The sequence below is a fragment of the Actinomadura alba genome, assembly GCF_014323705.1.
GTDB lineage: Bacteria > Actinomycetota > Actinomycetes > Streptosporangiales > Streptosporangiaceae > Actinomadura_C > Actinomadura_C alba.
In genome coordinates, this window is the sequence record NZ_JABVEC010000003.1 from 96,233 (window position 1) to 118,181 (window position 21,949).

Annotated in this window: 10 protein-coding genes and 1 pseudogene; all 11 read right to left on the reverse strand. The window is 67.7% G+C overall.

Going from position 1 to position 21,949, the window contains the following annotated elements; genetic code table 11:
* Positions 1-21 precede the first annotated feature (21 nt).
* Positions 22-1,998, reverse strand: coding sequence for a hypothetical protein (locus HKK74_RS06060; protein ID WP_187242079.1), 1,977 nt, complete (start codon positions 1,996-1,998; stop codon positions 22-24).
* Positions 1,998-2,264, reverse strand: coding sequence for an acyl carrier protein (locus HKK74_RS06065; protein WP_187242080.1), 267 nt, complete (start codon positions 2,262-2,264; stop codon positions 1,998-2,000). The genes HKK74_RS06060 and HKK74_RS06065 overlap by 1 nt, the downstream gene beginning before the upstream one ends.
* Complete coding sequence (locus tag HKK74_RS06070; RefSeq protein WP_187242081.1) at positions 2,257-3,513, reverse strand: wax ester/triacylglycerol synthase domain-containing protein; 1,257 nt, start codon at positions 3,511-3,513, stop codon at positions 2,257-2,259. Before HKK74_RS06070 ends, HKK74_RS06065 begins: the two co-directional genes overlap by 8 nt.
* A complete protein-coding gene (locus HKK74_RS06075) occupies positions 3,467-9,730 on the reverse strand; it encodes a beta-ketoacyl synthase N-terminal-like domain-containing protein (RefSeq protein WP_187242082.1) in 6,264 nt (2,087 codons plus the stop codon). The genes HKK74_RS06070 and HKK74_RS06075 overlap by 47 nt, the downstream gene beginning before the upstream one ends.
* The gene (locus HKK74_RS06080) at positions 9,727-14,592 is read right to left on the reverse strand and encodes a type I polyketide synthase (protein ID WP_187242083.1); all 4,866 of its coding nucleotides are present in this window, start codon (positions 14,590-14,592) and stop codon (positions 9,727-9,729) included. The genes HKK74_RS06075 and HKK74_RS06080 overlap by 4 nt, the downstream gene beginning before the upstream one ends.
* 18 nt (positions 14,593-14,610) lie before the next feature.
* Positions 14,611-16,185, reverse strand: coding sequence for a PfaD family polyunsaturated fatty acid/polyketide biosynthesis protein (locus HKK74_RS06085; protein ID WP_187242084.1), 1,575 nt, complete (start codon positions 16,183-16,185; stop codon positions 14,611-14,613).
* Positions 16,182-17,156, reverse strand: coding sequence for an SDR family oxidoreductase (locus HKK74_RS06090; RefSeq protein WP_187242085.1), 975 nt, complete (start codon positions 17,154-17,156; stop codon positions 16,182-16,184). The genes HKK74_RS06085 and HKK74_RS06090 overlap by 4 nt, the downstream gene beginning before the upstream one ends.
* Positions 17,153-18,328, reverse strand: coding sequence for an acyl-CoA dehydrogenase family protein (locus HKK74_RS39640; RefSeq protein WP_281397688.1), 1,176 nt, complete (start codon positions 18,326-18,328; stop codon positions 17,153-17,155). The genes HKK74_RS06090 and HKK74_RS39640 overlap by 4 nt, the downstream gene beginning before the upstream one ends.
* A 40-nt stretch (positions 18,329-18,368) precedes the next feature.
* Positions 18,369-20,411: pseudogene (locus HKK74_RS06100) on the reverse strand (MMPL family transporter); the annotation flags it as partial.
* 284 nt (positions 20,412-20,695) lie between these two features.
* Entirely contained in the window at positions 20,696-21,340 is a 645-nt protein-coding gene (locus tag HKK74_RS06105; protein ID WP_187242087.1) for a hypothetical protein, read from the reverse strand.
* A gap of 415 nt (positions 21,341-21,755) precedes the next feature.
* Positions 21,756-21,884, reverse strand: coding sequence for a hypothetical protein (locus tag HKK74_RS40720; protein WP_281397689.1), 129 nt, complete (start codon positions 21,882-21,884; stop codon positions 21,756-21,758).
* Positions 21,885-21,949: the final 65 nt, after the last annotated feature.

A 21,949-nucleotide genomic window follows, 5' to 3' on the forward strand; every position in this document is an offset into this window, starting at 1 on the left:
ACTCACAGGGCCGGAAAACCGTCAGACGCGAGGCAAGCTGAGGGCGGCTATGTCGACCGGTAGGCCGTGGGAGAAGAGGCGGGCTACGACGCGAGCGACGTCGGTGTCCGTGCTGGCACCTCGGCGGTCCATTGATACGGCGACGTGGGGGGCGTCGCGCAGGCTCTCGTTGATCCAGCGGGTACAGCTTGAGCCAGGGCCCACTTCGACGAAGTAGCGATAACCGTGGTCGTAGACCGTGCGTACCAGCCGCGGGAAGTCCAAAGCCCGCGCCGCGCTTCGGCCGAGGGCGTCAGCGATCGAGACGTCGGTGAAGTCGTCGATTCGTTGGTAAGACGATGAGCTGAAGAGTTCCACGCTGAAGGGCGGTGCCGAGGTGGCCCTCTTCAGGGTGGTGGCCATCCTTGCCTCGTCCACCAGGGGGCAGTGCATGACCAGATCCGTGGGCAACCGGAGGCTGTCGCAACCGAGCATCTCGATCAGCGTGTGGCACTGCTTCGGGTCGCCTGCGATGACGAGCTCGCCTGGGGCGTTGAGTTGGGTGAGGTAGACGCGGTCGAACCGTTCCAGCGGCAGGTCCGCAGCGTCGGCCAAGATCAGGTGAGTGGCCCAGATCTCGGTGGACGGAACGTCGGGCGGAATGCGCCAGGCGGCGCGGACCGTGCGCTTCTCTCCGGAGAGCTGATCTTCGAAGAGTGACTCGGCGCGGACGACTTGGTCCTGGAGATGGGCGTCGGCCAGGGCCCAGCAACCCGACCCGTACATCATGCTGACCTCACCCAGGCTGTATCCGAAGGCGCCGGCCACTGGAACGCCGAGCAGGCGGACGATCTGACTCTGCGCGTACCCGAAGTAGGACACGGCAGCGAAGGCCTCAGCCGGGTCGCTCAGCGACACCGACTCGGTGTCCGTGCCGGACCGGGGGTAGATCAGGCGGTGCCGCATGAGGTCGGCCAAGCGATCTACTTGTTCTTCGAATCGGGACAGCAGGCCTGGAAAGTAGCGGAAGATGTCAATACCGAGCCCGGGATAGGCGTTGAACGCCCCCGGGTAGACCAAGGCGACCTTGGCGGTCGGACCCATCGGCGTGGGAGTGAAAAAGCTGCCCGCCGGGGTCATCCAATCACCCGTGGCAGCACCAATGGTCTTGTTTCCGAACGTCAGCTCTCGCTCCAGCATCGTGATGTCTGGAGCGCAGAACACGGCTCGGAGAGCAGAAGTGGACGACCGGACCAGGTTCGCGTGCGCAAGGCACCCGACGCTCGCGCCGGACTTGAGGGCTTCACTTGTGCTGGCGACCTCATGGAGCAGATCTCGCAGGTCGGTCCCAGTGACGGGCAGCAGGAGACGCCCCTCCGCACGCGCCCAGTCAACGATCTGGAAGTCGCCTCGGGACTTGACGCTCGCCAGCACGAGGAGGGTTGCGGGCCCGAGGCGTACGGCGGCACGGCGTGGACTATCGCGTGACGGCCGAGGCCAGGGGCCGCTCCCGTCGGGTAGATAGGCGTGGTGGAGGCAGAGAGCGGCCTTGATGACACCGATGATCGGACTGTCGGTGAACGGTTCGAGGTACTCCGCAGGCGTTGCTTCTTCTGAGAAGGTGGCGTAGACGGGAGACCGGCTGAGCAGCAGAGCAGCGGTCCCTTCGGCGGAGGGCGCAGCTATCAGTACCGCCTCGATCTGGGGTAGGAGCATCAGCCGTCGCGCGGTGTCGATCACGCTCTCGTAGGTGGCCACCACGCAGGGACCGGTGAACCGCCATCGCTTTGAGATCCCCTCGGCATCGCGCTGACGGCCAGAGGTCACGATGACGGCGATGCGCTGCCCGGCTTCATATCCCGCGTCGCGTATTGCCTCCTCGACCGCTTCGAACAAGGACGAACCAGGCGGGCTGTCGAGGTGAACAGTCCGGGCGTAAATGGCCCGCTCGAACTTCGCCACATCCTCGTACGGGCCGATCCGGCACCCCATGCCCGCTATGCCGAAAGTGATCGGCATCAGGAATCCTTGAATTCCAGGATCGCGTCGAGGACGGAACTCACCGTGGTGAATCGGCTGAGGTCGAGCATCTCCTGCGGTTCGGGGAATCCGTACCGCCGGGCCAGCAGGGTCACCAGTTCCGCTTTCCGGAGCGAATCCATTCCGAGGTCGACGGCAAGGTCCTGATCCTCGCTAATGCTCTCCGCGGGATATCCGAGCGTCGCACCGAACAGTTCCTGAATCTCCTTGAGCAGAACAGCCCGGTCGGTGGGGAGGTTATTCATTCTTCAGCTCCTCTATGGACTGGAGCCACCTGGTCGGCAGCTCATCGGCCGTGCCAAGACTCGAATCAGCCGTGAAGGCCACACAACTGTGGTCCCGGGAGACGGACATCGCCACCGAGAAGTGGTGCCCGTGAGGCAGAATGAGCGCCGGGATGATCTTCATCGCGGGTCTGCCCACTAGAGTGAGCAACCCGCCGGCGACCGGGAAGCAACTGGTGAGCACCTGCGCGTACCTGGTGCTCATGGCACGGCCGACCGCGAACTGACCGAACCATTTTGGAAACGCCGCGGACAGTCCACGTTCAGCGTGCTGATGTCCCCTCCGAAGACCTCGCACCGTCCGGTCAGAGATGACCTCCAACCTCCTGAGCGGGCTCGCTTGATCACATGGAAGCGGCAACCGGAAGGCGCTCAGGCGGTTACCACCCTGGTCGACCTCGGCTGCGTTCCTCGTGTTGACGGGCACGAGCGCCCACACGGTCCGCCCGATCTGCCAGGGTGATTCCGGCCAGTTACGCAGGACCCCCGTGAGCGCCGCGAGGAAGACGTCGTTGATGGTCACGTCATGTTCACGGGCAAGGGTGTTGAGCTCCATGCCCGGGATGAATCCCCAGGACAACTGCCGTCTGTTGGTGAAATCATCGCGGGCGGTGGGCGTCGCCAACGGCACCAGGGACCGCATGTTGTTCGTCAGGCCTCGCGCACTGGCCCACACGCCTGACCTCTCCGGCGCTGGGGGGACGAGGCGGTTCGGGCTGGGAGCCGGGCCCAGTGCCATCCCTGCCATCCGCCGCATTGCCAGCGCGTCATGCAACGCATGGTGCCCGAGATAGAGCAGTGCAAATTCGTCATTGCAATAGCCGTGGACGAGCCAGCAGCGCCATAGAGGCAAAGGGCCCTCGAAGCGTTCCGCCAGCAGCTCGTTGATCGCGTCACCGAGCTCACTGGTGACGTGTTCTCTGATGAGCTGCGCCGGGTCGACGGAGTCAGCTCGCCTCCAGCGGGCCCGCCGCCAGGAGCGGCCGTCGACCCGGCAATTCATCGGGGGCAGCTCAGCGAGCCTACCCCAGAGTTGTTCTCGTATTTCCTGGAGCGAGGGTGGCCGTCCGGGGAACAGCAACACCGCCCCGGTGCCGGGTGAGAAATGGGGGTTGCGTGCCTCATAAGCGAAAAAGCCACGGTCGAATGCCCGCATCGGGTGATCAGGTGCCACTTGGCTGTCCTCTTTCAGGGGAAGTGCCGCGCACACGAACCGTGCCGTCCTGCGAGCTCACCTCCAGTTCGGCGACCGACAGCACCGTCTCGTCGCCTTCGTCCGTCGAGATCCCTCGCCCGGTCACAAGAACTTGCCCGGCCAGGGCCGGAGACACGTCGCCCTCGGATCCGGAAATGATGCGCATACCGATCCGCCGGGCCTGATAGATGCGGCGGCCATCCACCCACAGCCACGCCTCGGCGGTCACGTAGGGGCCGTGACCGTCCTCACCGATCTCGGTGATCTCCACCTCGACGGTCACCCTGCCGTCACCAGGCACGACCTGCCCTCGGTACTTCCACGACAGTGGAGCCCCCGTCATGATCGGCTCGAACCGGGGATGGCGGATGCCCCGCCCCAGATTCCGGTCGATCATGTAGAACTGCAGGAGCTGGCACATCGACTCGAGGCCCAAGGATCCAGGTTGAACGGGATCCTGGAAGAAGTGCGCCTTGAAGAACCATTCATCGGCGTCGACGTCCTTCTCCGCTCGCAACCGGCCCAGTCCCGCCGCACCGCCCTCCGGCCAGTAACCGGTGACCCGGTCGAGCATGAGCAGCATCGGACCGGCCAGCCGCAACTGTCCTCCGCAGTACTTGGCGGGCCGTTCGCTCAGCTCGACCAGATAGTCGCAGGGCTCGGCGAACATGGATTGCTCGGCGGGAGTCGCTGGTAGACCGCCCTGGTGCAGGAATGCAGCTGAGGGGAAGAAACCGAATGTGGCCGAGCCGCTCAGCACAGGTTGGCCGTCCGCGAAGCACTCGATGCCGAATACCTGGATGATCATTCCGTCATATGCCGTATGGCTGCGCAGCTCCACTCTGGTACGAATTGTGCGCGTCCCCGGCCCCACCTCGGCGACGACGGTGATATCTCCGCCGAGGTTCCGGAAGAACACATCGGCCGCGGAATCGAGCGTGCTGCCGACGGCCACCGCGAGGGCTCCGCATGGCTGCAGTACCACCTCGTTGAGCACGCAGAACGGCATGACCTGCTGCCCGTTCTGCTCGAAGTACCAGACCTCGTCGGGTACGTCGTACTCGATCTCGATACGGCTCCCGGCCGGGTCACCGGACGGCGGTGCCTCCAGGCTCGTCACCCGCGTCGTGAACTGGTAAGGCGGGCCGGGCAGCCGCGCGGTCCGCCGAGAACCGTCGAAGGCGGCGAAACGGGATCCGTAGGCCTCGCTCGGCCGTCCCCAGGCGGAGGCGAGGAGCGCCGCGTAGTCGTACCGCACTCCCCCGAACTCCGCCACCGGCGCCGTCTCGCGGTGAGCCAGCAGACCGCCCAGCCGGGCCGGCGGGACCAGATCGCCGGTCTTCTGCACGGCGGGTGCCGACAGTGCGCGCCAGTGGTTCAACGGCCAGTCCGGCACCAGCCGCAGTCCTAGCCTCGCGCTGTGCAGGGCCGCGATTCCGTCCGCGCTGCAAAGCACATCAGCGAAGAGCGTCGGACATGGTCCAGCGTGCAGTTCGGAGATGAACACCTCGTAGATGAGCCGTCGGCTCGCCGGAGTGACCTGGCTGCGACATCGCATCCGGAACATCTCATCCGGAACGGGCTCGAACCGCCATCCGTCCCGTTCGATGGTGAATCCCAGCGCAGCCAGATAGAACGCCATGGCCTGCAAGCTTCCTTGCGCCATCAGGGTCCCCGGCATGCACGGGTCGTTCAGGAAATGCCCGTCGAAGAACCAGTCGTCCGGGGTGATCGGCAGCTCGGCGCGCAAGTACCCTCGCCCCCAGGGTCCGCCCTCCGGATCGAGCTCGGTCACCTCACCGAGAAGCAGCATGCGCCCGTCGTCGATCCGCGGGCTGCGCACGTGAGCCCTGGTGGCCGTCCATGCCGGTCCGTAGCAATCGGCCGGTCGGCCTGTCGCGAACGCCCGTACTGCCTCATGGTCGAAGCTCCGGCCCACGCCGGAGATCAGCGGTGAATCGAGCCGGAGGCCGCTGGGAAGCGGGGCCGCGGCGGGATCCCACAGGACCCCTGTCGACTCCGCCAGTTCCTGATCGGTGAAGAAACCCGCCTGCCCATTGCTGACCGTCAGGCGCAGCGAGCCATCGATCCGACATTCGCTGTGGAAGAAGAAGAGCCGGACGCCATCGTGCTCGGCATGCCGGTCCACGCTGATCTGATGGCGGACAGTGTCGCCCGGCCCCGGCGGACTTCCGTGGAATCGCAGGTCACAGCCGAGGAGCCGGTAGCGGCGTTCGCCTTGATTCAGCAGGTCGACGCCGAGCCAGCTGATGAGCAGCATGTCCGCCTGCCCGCTCTCCACCAGAAGCCCAGGCGGCATCAGCCCGGTACCGTCGAGGTACCAGCTGTCGAGCCGTACGTCGGTCTCCGTCCAAATCGTTCCGGTGCCCATCGAGGCCGGAACCGCGTCGATGTCCGTCACCCGGTCCACCAGGAGCAGCGGAGGCGTCGGCAGCCGGGTCTGCTGGAGATAGCCGTCCTGCGCCACGAACTCCGGTCCGAACACCTCGGAGATCCTGCCGCTGGCGAGCCTCTCCAGTTGCCCCCGGTCGAAGACCGTTTCAGGCCGTGCGGGAACCGCCGGAAGGGCCGTCTCGGCTCTGAGTCGTGATTCACGGAACCGGGTGTGCACTTGGGCTTGGAGTGCCTGGAATTCCGCTTGCTTCGCGAGGAATGTTCGGTGGAGCTCATGAATGCGACCTTGGTGTTGTACTGCTGCCGGCAGGACGGGGTCACGGCGTACCGGCTTGGGGAGGATGACCGGCGGGCGGTGCGCCGCCAACCTCACCACGGCTCCATGGGAGAGCGGCTTCTCGCTGAAGAGCGCATCGGTGTCGACCGGTATCCCTGCCGCCATCAGCTCGGCAATGGCGCGGAACAGCTGCCGGGTCCCCCTGCCCGGCGCATCGAGGGCAACGGCAATGTGGTCGCGGCCAGCGAGGATGCGCTGGATCCAGCCCGTGCACAACCCCCTTGGGCCGTGTTCGACGAACACCCGGACCCCGTCGGCCCAGGCCTGTTCGATCATCTTCACGAAGTCGATCGTGCGGAGGGCCTGCCCGGTGAGGGCGTCGGCGGCCAGCTCTGCGGTAGGCGAGTACGACGCCGAAGTCGCGCCGGTGTAGAACCGCACGCCGGGCACCGGGTGGGTGACCCGATGGTGGAGCTTCCAGTGCCGGTCCCTGACGTCGGCCAGCTCGCGGAGGTGGGCGACGAGCTCGTAGTCGATGCGCACGGATGGAAGGCCGGCGACCACCGAGGCGCATGCCGTCTCCTCGCCGCCGATGACGCACGCGTCCGGAGCGTTGATCGCCAGCAGGTGCACGGCCGGTACCAACCGAAGTTGCTCCGCCGGGACGCCCACCAGGTAACTGGCCCAGCGCTCGCCCTTGATGCCAAGGCTCTTCCAGATCCGGCGGATCGCCCTCAGCTCACCGCCGAGCTCTTGGGTGAACAACCCGCAGTTTCGTGCGTCCGCACCAAACTGCACCGGATCCCGCCAGGCCCCCAAGGCCAACAGGGATGCCGATTCCCCGGACGAGTAGCCGATGGCGGCAGTCGGATTGAGGCCGAACAGCCCACGGGTCAGCTCTGTGTGCAGCGCGGCGAGCGCCCCGGCTCCCCTGATCTGGTCGAGCACATCGCTTCGTGGTACGAGCAGCGGGCCGAAGCACTCCTCCACGGCTTCGGCCACGGCCGGGAAATCCCGGACCAGTTCACGACCCATGTCCGGGTACGCCGCAGATCCGTTGGTGTAGACGAATCCGAGCTCGCCGGTGACCGGCTCCGCCCGGAAGGCGACGCCTTCAGGCCGTACACCGCCGCCGGCCAGCCACTGCCGGGCCGCCGCCAGGCGGGTGGTCACTGGTTCCGTTTCAGAAGAGAGCACGACCAGGCGCGCCGGTCCCTCAGCGGATTCATGTCCCGTGTCAAGCGCTCCCAGGACCTCGTCTTGGTTTCCACCCGAGTACGCATGCACCGTGGGAGTTGCCGCGTCGGCTGCCCGCAGGCGCACCCTTATGGGCGCCGCTTCAAGCGGGGCAACAACCGCTTCGGCGGCCCGCAGGTCCTGCGTGCCTTGACCCGGTAAGGCCCGGTGGTGCAGCGCGAGCGCCGCGACGGCGAGGGACAGCAGCCCTTGTACGGCATGTGCGCTGCCGAACTGATCTGCGGGGTCGTAGTGGGCGCCAAGATGGCGATCACCGACGACCAGATCGGGCACGGTCATCGAGTCCTCACCGAGGAGGGCGATCACCCGGTCACCGTCACGGCGGGCGTCAGCGCGCCGTTTGAGTACGAGGACCACCGCCGCGTCCGACGCGACCCGGTCGAGGCCGAGCTCGCGCAGCGCCGCCCGGTGAACAGGTTCGGCGGAGAGGTCGACAGCGCCCACCACCGCCGCGTCCGCCTCGCCGGCCTTGAGGGCCCGAGCCGCAAGCCCGATGGCGACCAGCCCGGACGCCTCCTCAGCGGAGACCGTGTAGCTGGGTCCGCCGAGGTCGAACTGGGCGTTGATCCGGTTCGCGACGATGTTCAGCATCGATCCCACGACCGCCGACGCGTTCAGCGCGGGGGCGAAAGCCGACTGAAGCGCCGGTACCTGGGCTGGATCCATGTGCTCGACCCGGTCGGGTAACCGCCACCGGGCCAGGTACCGCGCCTGTTCTGGGTCGCAGCCCGCCCCGACCAGGACCATCGTCCGTTGAGCCGGCAGGCTGAGGCCCGGTAGGGCGTCGCGGACCGTTTCGAGCATCAACACCTGCTGGGCCAGAGCATCTTCGAGATCGCTCGGTGGAACCCTCAGGCCGTCCAGAGCCACCTCAACCTCTCTCATCGGCTCACATGGCGATCCACCTTGAAAGAGCGCCGACCGGAAATCGGCGTCCCCGGTCCGTACGCCCACGGCGACGATCGCGATCTCCTGCGGCGTACGCCGGATCGGGATCACGGTCCGGGTGGCGTCCGGATCCCAGGAGTCCACGATGAGGTGGGCGTTGTTGCCACCGAAGCCGAAAGCGCTGACCGCGGCCCGTTGGGGGCCCTGCCACTCCTCGGCCTGGTGGAGCAGTCGGAACGGGGTCCCGGCAAGACCCTCAAGCGGCTCCTGTGCGTTCAGCGTCGGCGGGCGCAGACCGGCCTTCATCGCACCCAGTACTTTGAGCAGCGAAGCGCCACCGGCTGCGGTGATGAGATGGCCGACGTTTGACTTGACCGAGCCGATGGGCAGGTCCGCGCAACCGCCGAACACCTCCAACATGCTCCGGAGCTCCATGGCGTCGCCGACCACAGTGCCCGTCGCGTGGCATTCGGCCAGCGAAACGCTCTGCGGAGAGAGGCCGGCGGTCTCGTAGGCGAGCCGCATCGCCAGGGTCTGTCCCTGCTGCGCCGGCGAGAGCAGGCTGGCGGCCCTGCCGTCGTTCGCCAGGCCGATTCCTCGGATCACTCCGTGGATCGGAGCTCCCGCCGTGATCGCATCGCTCAGCCGCATCAACGCGACGAACGCCGCACCTTCTGCGGGCACCAGGCCATCGGCGTCACGGTGGAAGGGCCGGCTGCTTCCGGTGCGGCTCAGTGCTCCCAACGCGGAGAAACCCATATGGATGTTGAGGTTGTCGGAGGCATTCACTCCTCCGGCGATCATGAGCTCAGCGCGACGGTCGTGCAGCCGGTCACAAGCGATCTTGATGGCGTACAGCGCCGAGGCACACGCCGCATCGAGCGCGAAAGCACCGGCGCCGAGACCGAGTGCGCGGGCGACCAGATGGGCCGGCAGGCCCGAGCAGAAGCGGTTACGGGCGTCAGGACGGCGGGATTCTCCCCACCACACGGCCTCGGCGTAGCGCGCCGCCGCAGCCGATGGGTAGGACAGGTTGCCGAGCACCAGGCCGGTACGTGCTGAGCATCCCTCCTGGCCGGATTCCCGGAGGGCCTCCCGCGCGCCGTACAGCGTCCACTGGAACACCCTGTCCAGGTCACCGATCGTGCCGGGATCGATGGCGAATCCGCTGGGGTCGAACGCAGCGTCGAAGTCGCGGACGTAGCCGCCCACGTCGGTCCAGGTCCGGTCGGCGGAGTCCCCTATGACGGCCCGGTGCGATACTCCCCACCGGCCGTCGGGGACAGGTCCAAGGTTCATCCGCCCGGCCAGGACGTTCTCCCCGAACGAGTCGGGGTCGAGTGCGCCGGGCAGGACGCAGCCCCGGCCGACGATGGCAACCGGCTCAAAGCTCATGGCCGTCCCCGACCGGCGACGATGATGACCGAGGTACTGCCGGGGCCGTCCTCGAGCTCTCGTACGAAGGCCTTCGCACCCACCTTCAGCGGGATCAGCGGCATGTCACGAGCCCCGAACTGCGCGGCGACAGCGTGGGTGACCATGCCGCCGTTCCACGGTCCCCACGCGATGGCGCGCGCCAGGCAGTCCGGGCGCTTCCCCCGCTCGACGGCCACCACGTGGGTGAGGACCTCGTTCGCCATGGCGTAGTCGCACTGGCCCGGGTTGCCGTGACTCGCGGCCACCGAGGAGAAGGCGCACAACAGGCGGAGCGGATCGTTCGCCGTGGCGGCGAGTAGATGGTGCAGCCCGTCGACCTTGGTGCCGAAGACACGGTCAAACTGCTCATCGGTCTTGTCCGCGATCTTCCGGTCGGCGAGAACCCCTGCGCCGTGCACGAGCCCCGTTATCGGTCCCCACGCACTCCGGACCTCGGCCAGGGCTCGGGCGACCGCCGTGCCGTCCCGTACATCGAGCGGGACATACCGTACGGTCGCGCCTGCCCGGCTCAGCGTGTCCAGGGTCGCGCGGACCTCACGGACCGCCAACACTCGCTGGGCTCTGGTCGCCAGGTCGAGAAGGTCAGGCACCGACCCGTTCCCGCGGCTCTGCTGGGCGAGGGCGGCGACCAGGGCCTCCTCGGAACGGGCATCGGACAGCCCTTCCCCTTCGTCCTCCAGGACGGTGCGGCCGATGAGGACGAGCCGGGGCCGGTACTTCGCGGCGAGTTCGAGCAGCGCTGCGGCCGTCACTCCCCGCGCGCCGCCGGTCGCCACGATGACCGGCCGATCGCCCAGGCTCGGGCCGGTCCCCGGGAGAGCCGGAGTCTCGTCCTCCCTCAGGGTCACCCGGGTCGAACCGAGCCCCACGTTCAGGGTGGATCCGCCAGTGGTCAGTTCCTGGACGATCGCGGCGGCGATGGCGTTCCGGTCCTGGTGGGCGCAGTCGATGGCCTTGACCGAGGCCTTGGGCCATTCCTTGGCGGCGGTTCTGGCCAGGGCCGCCAGCCCGCCCAGCCAGGCACCGGCCGAGTCCACGCTGGTGAGGCCGAAGTCACCGCCGGTGCGCTGGACCGTCACGAAGATCCCGCCGGTGGCCGTCATCGCCGGCGCCACCGTCCGAGCGGCCTGGAACGCCGCCCGCTGGATGTTCATCGCCTCCTCGACCGAGATGACGTCGCGTAGACCGCCGAGATAGAGGACCGCACGGGCGTCTTCCGGCACTACTGAGACGATTTCGGCGGCAATTCCCTGCCCGGCCAGCAGTTCGAGGACCAGCGGGGCGACGCCGCTCGAGCCCTCTGTGATCATCAGTGGGGCGCGGCCGAGCCCGGGCATCGCAATTCCCGGCGCCGGTTCGGCCACTGCCCGCACGACCAGCCTCGTGGTCGGCACGCTCTCGCCAGGCGGCAGGCCTTGAAGCCGCTCCACGATCTCGCTAATGGTCCGGAGCTTGCCGAAACCGGCCTGCTCCGAGGTGTCTGCGGCGGCCAAGTGAGGAGCGGCCGCCCGCATCGCCGACAGGATCTCCACCCTCTTGATCGAGTCGATCCCCAGGTCGGACTCGAGGTCCATGCCCGGCTCCAGCATGTCCACCGGGTAACCCGTCTTCGCAGCGATCACACCCAGCAGAAGGGACTCGACGTCCAGATCCTCGGCGATCACCGGGATCGCCGGCGCCATCGGGGCAGACGGGGCTGACGCTGATGGGGCGAAAGGAATCTCGGGGGGGCTCTGTTCTGGCACCGGCATGCTGAGCGAAGGCAGCCCCGGCGGCTCGCCGCCACCGCCCAAGTAGGTGCTCATCATCGTGAACGAGGCTTCGGCGGTCTTCATGAAGGCCAAATGGCTGTCGGCCATCGACTGCTGGAAGTCCGCCATCACCCGCTGATAGCCGGCGTATGTGTCGGCAGTCTGCCGCTGGGACTCCCGGACGATCTCGAACCACCCTGGGTCGGCGTGGGACCTCCGGGGTTCCAGCGCCGACGCCGGCGGTGGCCGCTCCTGTACGAGCGGGACTGCGGCTCGCTGGTTGGCTCCACTGATCTGGACGGTGGCCCTCGAAGAGTTCACGACCGTGGTCTGCCGTACGGGGCGGTAGGACTCCCAAAGTGCCGCGAAATCGAGGGGAACACCCCGGACGGCGAGTCCGGCGAGCGCCTCGTGCAGGACGGTCACCCCGTGCCTGCCCCGCCGGTCCAGGGCCACCGCCCAGTGCGGGCGGTCCGCGAGGATCCCGCCGACCAGCCCGGTGAGCGCGGAACCGGCGCCCACCTCAATGAACGTCCTGACACCGGCCTCGTACATCGACTCGATCTGGTCGGCGAACCTGACCGGGGTGACGACCTGGGCGCTGACACGCCGGCGGATCTCCGCCGGATCGGCCGGATAGGGCGCGGCGTCGGCGTTGCCGTACACCTCGATCCGCGGTGGCCGGATTTCGATCGCGTCCAGCGCGGCCAGGAGCGGCTCGACGGCGGACGCGACCAGCGGGCTGTGGAACGCGGTGGCGGTGTCCAGATAGGTGCTGGCGATCCCGTCCGCGACGAGCTTCTGCCGTACGGTCGCCAGGGCGTCCACGGCACCGGACAGGACGAGCTGGTTGGGGGCATTGTGGTTGGCGATCCACACTTGTTCGGTGTCACAGGCCTCGAGTACGGCTTGGACTTCCGCTCGCCCGATGGAGACAGCCAGCATCGCCCCTGGTACCACGGCCGCGTCCCGCATCAGCTCACCTCGACGCCGCGCCAGCTCGATCAGCGTATCGGCGTCGAAGACTCCGGCGTGCTGTAGCGCGACGAGTTCACCGAGGCTGTGGCCGGCCACGCAATCGGGGTGCAGATTCAACGCGCGCAGCAGATCAAGCAGTACAAGGCTGTGCGCCGCGAGCGCGGGTTGAGCCCGATGCGTGGCGGTCAACTGCAGCCGCTGGGCCGCACGCCCGTCATCGTCGAACGCGGAGACCGGGAAGACCACCCGGGAAAGGAAGTCATCAGCGGGCGAGAGCCGGTCGACCCGGTCCCAGATGGCCTGCGCTCGGGCGAACTGCATGGTCACGTCACCGCCCATGCCGACGTACTGCGAGCCCTGACCGGGAAAGAGGTACGCGATGCGGCCAGTGCCGGCACTCCCGACCCCGTAGTGGACTCCCTTCGGAGTGGAGAAGGCCTCGTGCGGCCGCCGTTCGATCGCCTCTGCCGCCTCCTCGAGCTTGACGGCCAGGTCGACGGTATCGGCCGCGACCACCGCGAGCCGTGCTTCGTCGTCCGCCCGGAACCGCTGCTGGGAATGCTGTGCGAGGTCGGCCAGCGGCCGCCCGGCGCCGAATCCCTGGATCCACTCCACCAGGCGTTCCGGTGTCGGCGCGGAAAGCAGCACCAGCTCCGAGGGAGCCGTACGCGATCGCCACGCCGCCCTGCCTCCCCGAGGCACGTATTCCTCAAGTGTGACGTGGAAGTTGGTGCCACCGAATCCGAAACTCGACACCGAAGCCCGGCGTGGATGGGACGCGCTGTGCACCCATGGCCGCGCTTTCATATTCAGGTAGAACGGGCTGTCCTCAAGCCCGAGCCCTGGGTCAGGACGGTCCACTTTGATCGTCGGCGGCAGGATCTGATGACGCAGCGCCATCGCGGCTTTGAGGAGACCAGCGGCCCCGGCCGTCCACTTGGTGTGGCCGACCTGTGACTTGACCGAGCCGAGTGCGCACCACGGCCGGTCCGTCCGGCCCGAGTCCGCCGCCACATCGCGCAGCGCCGCCACTTCCGCAGCGTCGCCCACGGTCGTCCCGGTCCCGTGTGCCTCGACCAGGCCCACCGTGCCGAGGTCGTAGCCCGCCGCCTCGTACGCACGGCGCAGTGCCCGGGCCTGGCCCGCCGGAAGGGGAGCGAAAATCGCCGTGCCCCGGCCATCCGACGAGGAGCCGATTCCACGGATGACGGCGTAGATCCGGTCGCCGTCACGTTCTGCGTCGTCCAGCCGGCGGAGCGCGAACATGACGATGCCCTCGCCGAGGATGGTCCCGTCCGCCGCGTCCGAGAACGGACGGCAGTCCCCGGTGCGGGACAGCGCGAAGGATTTGCTGAACGACATGAAGGTCCCGGCGTCGTTAAGCGTGTCCACGCCGCCGGTGACGACCATGTCCGCGCGGCCAAGGCTCAGCTCGTCCACGGCCATCGAAAGGGCCGCGAGGGAGGCCGCGCAGGCCGCGTCGATCGTGCAGTTGGTACCGTGCAGATCGAACTTGTTGGCCACCCGCCCGGCCACGACATTGCCCAGCAGCCCGGGGAACGAGGCCTCTCGCCACGGAACGTGATGGGCCGCGATGCGATCGGAGATCGCCTTCGCCTCAGGCTCGGCGATGCCGTGCTCGCGCAGCGCCCTGTCCCAGAGCGGGCGCCGGGTCCGGCTCTCCAGTTCCGCGAACAGCTCGGTCTGCCCGGTGCCGAGAATGACTCCGACTCTTTCCCGGTCGAGTGGAGCGTTCTGCCTGCCTTCGGCCGCGTCGTTCAGGACCTGCTCGGCCACGACCAGGGCCAGCAACTGAGCGGTGTCCGTCGCTTCAAGGCTGTTGGGTGGAATCCCGAAGGCCAGGGGGTCGAACTCCAGCTGTGGGAGGAATGCGCCGCGCTTGCAATACGTCTTGTCCTCAGCGGCGGGATCCGGATCGTAGTAGTCCTCCACCAGCCAATGGGTCGCCGGAATGTCCGTGATCTGGTCACGCCCCGTAACGACGGTATGCCAGAACCCGTCGACGTCGGTCGAGCCGGGCATGAGCGCGCCCACCCCCACAATGGCGATCGGAATCTGACAGTCGGGCATGGGCTTCTCCCTTGGAGTTCAGGCCAGTCGGCGGGGCTCGTATGAGAATCCGACCGCCGGCACAGGCAGGCCGAAGGTGCGTAGCTGGTGGGCCCGGGTGATCACAGCCGCCCCCTCCAGCAGGTTGCGTGCGATCTGGATGACGGACCTGGCGGCCGGCTGGGCGAGGAAGCTTCCGGTGACCCACTGGTTGAAGGCACCGACCGCTGGACCGCACCAGAGCTGGTAGTCGGTACGACGGCCGGTCTCTCCCTCGATCGCCCAGTGGCTTGAGCGACCGAGATACCACCGGAAGGTCAGGGCCATCCGGTGCCTGGGATCCCGCTCGGCCCGTTCGAGCTCGACCGGATCTCGCTGCTCCCAGAAGCGGCGGGTCTCCTCCCAGACCTCGTCGAACGAGGCGCGCAGGACCGTCCGCTCGATCTTGATCCGCAACGGCTCGGGGACCGCCTCCAGCGAGTCGTACTCCCGGTAGGTCTCGTACAGCCGGACGGCGCGGGGACCGAACATCGTCCCCCGGCGCAGCACCTGCAGCCTGACCCCGAGTTCGAACATGTCCGCCGCGGGCGCCATCATGACGTCGGCCAGACCAGCCTCGGCCAGCATCGCCTTGGCCTCGTCGGACACCCCGGCCTCGACCGACATCTGGTTCACCGAGCCGGTCATGACGTAGGCGGCGCCCAGCGCGAACGCCGCGGCCACCCCGCCGGGCGTGCCGAGGCCACCGGCCGCACCGACCCGGATGGGAGTGGTGTAGCCGAAGCAGCGATGGAGCTCGTCACGCAACGCGAGCATCGCCGGGAGGATGACGACCAGCGGCCGGTTGTCGGTGTGGCCACCGCTGTCGGCCTCGACCGTGATGTCCTCGGCCACCGGTACCCGGGCGGCCAGGCGGGCCTCGGCCTCGGTGAGTTGTCCCCGGCCGACCAGCACTCTCAGCAGCTCGGCCGGGGCCGGCGACATGAACTTCGCGGCCACGTCAGGGTGAGAGACCTTGGCGAACAGACGGGCGCGCCGGATGATGCCGCCCTGCCGGTCCACGCTCAGGCCGGTGGCGGAGCAGCGGACGACCGCAGGCGTCAGCTCCAGGTACGCCGAAACGGAGATCCGGGGCACCTCGCGCCGTACGAGCAACTCGGCGATCCGTTCCTCCAGCTCAGGTTCGGCCGGGGAATGGATCAGATTGACCCCCCAGTTGCGAGCCCCCCTCAGTCCCACGGACAGCTCCTCGACCGCCTGCTCCACCCGCGGGTGGTCGAGCCCGCCCGCCCCGAAGAAGGCGAGCATCTCTGCCCGGGCCATCTCGATCACCAACCGGGTGGTGGCGATGCCGTTGGCCATCTCCCCCGCCACATAAGGGAAACGCACCTCGTGCGCCGTACCGAACGAGCGGTCGCCCAGCCATTCTGGGTAGAGCGGTGGCAGCGTGCCGAGCAACCGGTGGCCGGCGCTTTCGGAAGTCCAGGCCACTCCGATGGACCCGTCAGAGATCCGAGTCACCACGTGGAGAGGTCGCCGTATCTGCCGGATGTGCGCGAGGAGTTCCTGCTCGCCGAACGCGGGTGCCTCTGCCTGGCTGACCGGAGTACTCATCGCCGTTCCCAGGGAGCGACAGCCTGCAACGCCAGCTCGGGGCGGCGCACCGCCCACCAGCCCATCGCCTGATCGAGACAGTCCTCCATCGGTTTGACGAGCCAAGTGACCGGAAGAGGATCGACGATCGACAAGTACTCCATCAGGGTGTCCATCAGCTTGCGAGTCGGCGGCGCCGAAGCCGGTGCACAACCGCCGGGCGCGACGATGGGCGGGAGCGCCATCGGCGGAAGTCCCTTGCCGACGCGGACTCCGTTGATGGCGCCGATTGCTCGTTCCGCGACTACCTGGACGGTCATCGCCCCTGCTCCCCTGCCCAGGGACTCCACCCGAGTACTGCCCGGCGCCGCCCCGGCGGCCAACCTCAAGATGCAGTCGGCAACGTCGCAGACCGAGACGAGGTCGACCAGCGCCCAGGGAAAGCCGACAAGCTCCGGGACCATTCCCATGCCGAAGCCGTAGACGAACTCGTAGAGACCGGTGAAGCGGGCGACGGCGCCATCTCTGCGACGCCCGATGACCAGACACGGCCGGACAATGGTCAGCGGCGCGTACCGCTCGACGGCCACCCGTTCGGACCAGGCCTTGGACCACTCATAGCTGTTCCGGTAGTCACGAGGATCACTGGAATCCACGGTTCCGCACCGCCCCGTCGCGAACGCGGTGGACACATGGATCAGATGGGTCTGCGGGGCGAAAACCTCCGTCAGAGCCAGGACCGGGACCACGTTCGCCGCTTCGGCCTGTTCCAGGGCCATGTCGAGCCGGGGCCGAGCGGCCACGTGCACGATCACGTCCCAGCCGCGTCGCAGCTCCTGTGGGGCCGGCTGCACTCCCATCACCCAGGGGACGGTTCCATCGGCGGCAGTGCTCGCGCAGCCCACTACCTCCCAACCCTGCTCCGTCGCCTGCTGGACCAGCTCGCGCCCGATCACCCCGCTGGCGCCGGTGACCAGCATCGAGCCGGTCACGACCGAACCCACCGGTCGTACAGCGCGTCGTCGGTGCGCATTCCCTTGGCGGCGAGTTCCCACATCATCTCGTCGGTTCCGCCGCCCACCCGGCCGACCCGGATGTCCCGGAGGAGCTGGGGGAACCGTGTTTCGTCCTCGACATAGCCATGGCCACCGAACAGGTGCGCGCATTCACTCGCGACGTGTTCCGCCAGCCGCGCCACGGTCACCTTGACGCCCGCGACCTCGCACATGTTCACCACGCCGGCCGCGCTGAACTCCGCCACGGTGGCATGCACACCCCGCCGGGCGAGAGCCGTCCGGGCGATCAGATCCGCGAGCCGCAATCGGAGCGCCTGATGCTCATACAACGGAACGCCGAATTGCTTTCTCCGCCGAAGGTGGGTCGCGGTGACCAGCAGGGCCAGGTCGAGCGCTCCGAGCATCAACGCCGCAGTGGAAAGGCGTTCGTAGATCAGCGCGGATCCGATCGCGTGCAACGCCATTCCCGGGCGGACCAGGATCGCCTCGTCCGGTATCTCCGTGTCGAAGGCGAGCCTGCAGGTCTCCAAGCCCCGCATGCCCATCGTCTCCAGCCGCTTGACAACCCGTACCCCTTCTCGTGGTACCAGCACCAGAGCGGGGCCCTCGGTCGTACGGCACAGCACGATCACGACATCCGCAGCACCGCCTGGGGAGACGAACCACTTCGTCCCGCGCAGCCGCCATGCGGCTCCCTCGCGGCTCAGTTTGGTGCCGATCTCCGCCAGATTGGACCCGGCCTCCCGCTCGGACGTGGCCACACAGCACACGTACCGGCCGTCCATCGCGTGGTCGAAAACCTTCCTGGCATACTCGGTCCGCGCGAAGCCCCGCAACAACGGCACCGCGGCTTCCAGGTGCAGGCCGACGCCGACTCCGACTCCGCCGAGAGCGGCCCGGCCGAACTCCTCGGCGATCACCACGCTTCTCCCGAGATCACCGTGCTGTCCTTGCGACCAGCGCTCCCGGAACAGGCCGGCGAGGCCGAGCGCGCCCACCGCCTCAACCGGAAACTTTCGGTCACTCTCGGCCCCGGGCACCAACGGCACCACCCGGTCGGCGACCAGCGCCCGTACCCGGCTCCGAAACTCCGTGACCTCCGGACTCGCCTGACCGAACGGCAGTGCCAGGCCGAGGTCTGTGGTCATGCTTCCTCCCAAAATTGGGCAGCCACCAGTTCCAGCGGCCTAGGATCTGCATCGCCGCAGGTACGAGCAAGAGGCGGACGAGGGTGGCGTCCACCGCGAACGCGACCATGAGGCCGAAACCAAACTGCCTGACCTCCAAGACGTTCGAGGTGAGCAGGCCGGAGAACACGACGACCATGACAGCGGCGGCCAGAAAGATCGGGCGGGCGGTGCGCTGCAGCCCAGCCGCCACCGAGTGGGTGTTGTCGCCGGTGGCCCGATAGATCTCCTGGATGCGGCGGACCAGGAAGATCTCGTAGTCCATCGACAGCCCGAACAGGAAAGCGAACATCAGCAACGGCAGGTAGGCCTGTACCACGCCGGGCGACCCGAGGACCTTGCCGCCCGGCCCATGCTGCACAGCGACGAGTAGTCCGTAGCCGGTGCCGATCGCAAGAAGGTTCATCGCGATCGCCTTCAGCGGCAGCAGCAGGCTGCGCAAAATGACGGTCAGCAGGACAAAGGACGCCGCGAGTATCAGGCCAATCATCAGCCACAACTTGGTGACGAACTCGTGGTGACCATCGACCAGCAACGCGCTCGTGCCGCCGACGAGCACCTCGTGACCGACGGGCGCAGTATCGGGCACAATGTGGCCGCGGATCCGGCGGACCAGGTCAGCGGTGCGCGGGGAGTCGGGCGCCTCCCGCGGCACCGCGGCCACAACAGTGACGTCGCGGCCGGCGACGGAACCGACGGCGGCCACCTGAGGGTCGCGAGACAAGGCGCCGGCCAGGGCGGTGACATCTGGCAGCGGGGTGCGGGCCGGCCGCATGACCAGGACGGTGATCGTTCCTGCGGCACCGGCGAAGGAGTCGCGCTCCAGCACCGCGAGCCCCTGGCCACTGGTGGCCTGCGCGATGGTCTCCCGCTGAATGTCGGCGTTGAGCCGCAAACTCACCGTAGGCGCCGCGCAGATGATCAGCAGGACCCCGACGACGACCAGGTACGGCCAAGGGCGACGCATCAGATGCCGCGCCCAGCGCGCCCAGATTCCCTCATCGGATAAGGCCGCCTCATAGGACCGCCTTCGCCACGGCAGCATCCCCCGGTCCAGCCACGGTGTCCACGACACCAGCACTGCGGGCAACAAGGTGATCGCCGCGCCCATCGCCACGACGATCACCACGAGCGCGCCGACGGCGAACTCGCGGAAGATCGCAACCCGGACCACAAGCATGCTGACAGCCGACACCGCCGCAAGCGCCGCGCAGTAACACACAGTCCGGCCAGCGGCGTCCACCGCCAGCCCCGCAGCGTCTTCACAGCCACGGCCACGGCTCAACTCCTCCCGATAGCGGCTGACCACCAGCAGCGAATAGTCGATGCCGACGCCGAGCCCCACCACGCCGACGACTGTCAACAGGAACGTGTCGAAAGCGGTCACCTGGGCCAGGATCGCGAATATGCCGAGCGTGACGATGATCGCCGCCCCGGCCATGACGAGCGGCACGACTGCGGCGCCGACCGTGCCCAGCCCGAGGACCAGCACAAGCAGGGCAAGCAGGACCGCGACGGCCTCGATCTTCCGAACGTCAGCGATCTCGATCTCCCGCACGTCGTGACTCAGTGCCGTCGTGCCGACGAGGTGGGCAGAGACCTGTCCGTGAGAGAGCCGCCGCGTTGTCTTTTCGATCGCCGCACGCTGCGCGGGGAATCTGCGCAGCCGATCCCGGTCAGAACCTGAGGCCCCGACGATCGCATACACGTTCTTGTCCGACCGGTAGGGCAGCGCACGGAAGGTGTACGGGCTGGTCGACACCGCTTTCGCACCGCCGCCTGACAGTGGCAGCGGCAGGACCGAGGTGATCCCGGGCTGGCGGCGCAGCGCCATGTAGCCGCCGTCGACCGCGCGCAGGTAGAGGGGGTCGGTTGCGGGCAGGTGAGCGGCAGCGAAGACCAGGATCATCTGCTCCCTACCCAGCAGAGGTAGCGCCCGGGTGAGGGCGTCGCCGGCGCGCGCCGAGTGGGATCCGTCCACTGCGGCCGGAGGTGTTCCCAATGATCTGAACAGCAAGGGTGTCAGCGCGAGTGCCAGCGCCATGGCGGCCAGCCACCACACAAGGACAGCCCGCCGCTTGCGCGCTGCGGCGGCTCCACAACGGTGGAAGAATCCGGGGCTCTCGGAAATCGGCCGGTGAATCGGAAATGTTCTCCGCCCCACCCGCCCCACCTCCGATCACACGCAGTACATAGGTACTTTCTCGAGCGGAAAGATCGCCGAAAGACACATTTGACGGGCGGCCCGGCCTGCCCGAGCCTTACGGTTCAGGCAGGCCCGTCCCCCTGGCGGGGAAAGCCGGTCGTCATGGACCAGGACGGCCATGATCAGGTGATGGCGAAACTCCCGGTAGCGGTGGCGGTGGTCGCCCCACCCGGCAGCGCGCAATTGGCCAGGTCGGCGATCAACGAGAGGAACACCGGGACGGCCGTCCCGCCATTGAACAGTCCCGCGGTGACGGTGCCCGACGCGGTGGCGGTGACGGTGCCCGACGCGGTGATGGTGTAACCGCCCGTACCGGTAATCGTGCTCGTGCCGACCGTACCGCCGGAGACGTTCTTCCAGGTGATCGTCACCGGGTGGCGGCTGTCGGCGGTGAAGCCGCCGCTCCCTTTGGTCGGATCGCAGCTCGTGGTCCCCGGGACCTTCGACCATGTCACCGTCCCCTGCGTGATCGTAGGTTGGCCGCCAGACAGACAGCCGGTCAGCACCGACGCCAGTGACGCCGAATTCGTCGCCTCGGTCGACCCTGAGGTGATCTTGATTCCGGGCCTGAACTCGGTGGAACCCGCGAAGCCCGTGCACGCGATCTGACTGCCTGCCGCCAACGCCTCCGGCCCACCTCCCGCACCACTGGCCACCACCACCGCGACGGCCGGCGCCGCCACTCCCACCGCCAGTGCGGCCCCCCACACCCGCGGTCCGCCCAACCGGCCGCCCACACTTCGCCCGGCTCCTCTCCAAATGCCCATCACAGACCCTCCTCTCCGAACTCCGCACCCCAACGGCGCGGAGAGAACGACAACAGCGCTGCGGGCTTCCTCCTCGGCCATTCCGAGACGGAAGAACTTCCAATCTGGTCACGTGAAGCAACATCTCGGAACTCTCCGCACTCACGACAGAACCACACGCCCCAGGCGCAGCAAAAGAAGCAGAACTGTCACTGATCCGGACGGAACACAGATCGTCCCGTCCGATCACGCCATTCACCTGCAACGCCGCTCAGCCAATCACAGGAGTAACAGAACCACTACCCTGTGTTACGTTCCGTCGAGTGCCACGCCCGAGGGCCATTCCTGACGGAAAATAACGACCTCAGGCACACGCGCGACATCAGGCCGCCGGTCCTGAACTTGGGGGCCGACAAGCTGTCGCCCGATGTCGAGGTCAGGCCACTGGTTCGATGGTGACCTTGAAGCCGAGCGCCTCAGCCTGGCGCAACCGGGTTGCGTCCACGGGGGTGGTGTACGAGTTTCCGCTGATCAGAGGCGTGGCGTCGTGAACTGAGACGGCCATCGCGTGATCCTTCGAGATGGATGATCAACGAAGGAGAACAACACGATGGCCGTGGGTAACAGTGT

Coding starts and splice junctions, on each gene's coding strand:
- HKK74_RS06060 (WP_187242079.1), bottom strand. CDS start 1,998: ATGCCGATCACTTTCGGCATAGCGGGCATGGGGTGCCGGATCGGCCCG.
- HKK74_RS06065 (WP_187242080.1), bottom strand. CDS start 2,264: ATGAATAACCTCCCCACCGACCGGGCTGTTCTGCTCAAGGAGATTCAG.
- HKK74_RS06075 (WP_187242082.1), bottom strand. CDS start 9,730: ATGAGCTTTGAGCCGGTTGCCATCGTCGGCCGGGGCTGCGTCCTGCCC.
- HKK74_RS06080 (WP_187242083.1), bottom strand. CDS start 14,592: ATGCCCGACTGTCAGATTCCGATCGCCATTGTGGGGGTGGGCGCGCTC.
- HKK74_RS06085 (WP_187242084.1), bottom strand. CDS start 16,185: ATGAGTACTCCGGTCAGCCAGGCAGAGGCACCCGCGTTCGGCGAGCAG.
- HKK74_RS39640 (WP_281397688.1), bottom strand. CDS start 18,328: ATGACCACAGACCTCGGCCTGGCACTGCCGTTCGGTCAGGCGAGTCCG.
- HKK74_RS06105 (WP_187242087.1), bottom strand. CDS start 21,340: ATGGGCATTTGGAGAGGAGCCGGGCGAAGTGTGGGCGGCCGGTTGGGC.
- HKK74_RS40720 (WP_281397689.1), bottom strand. CDS start 21,884: ATGGCCGTCTCAGTTCACGACGCCACGCCTCTGATCAGCGGAAACTCG.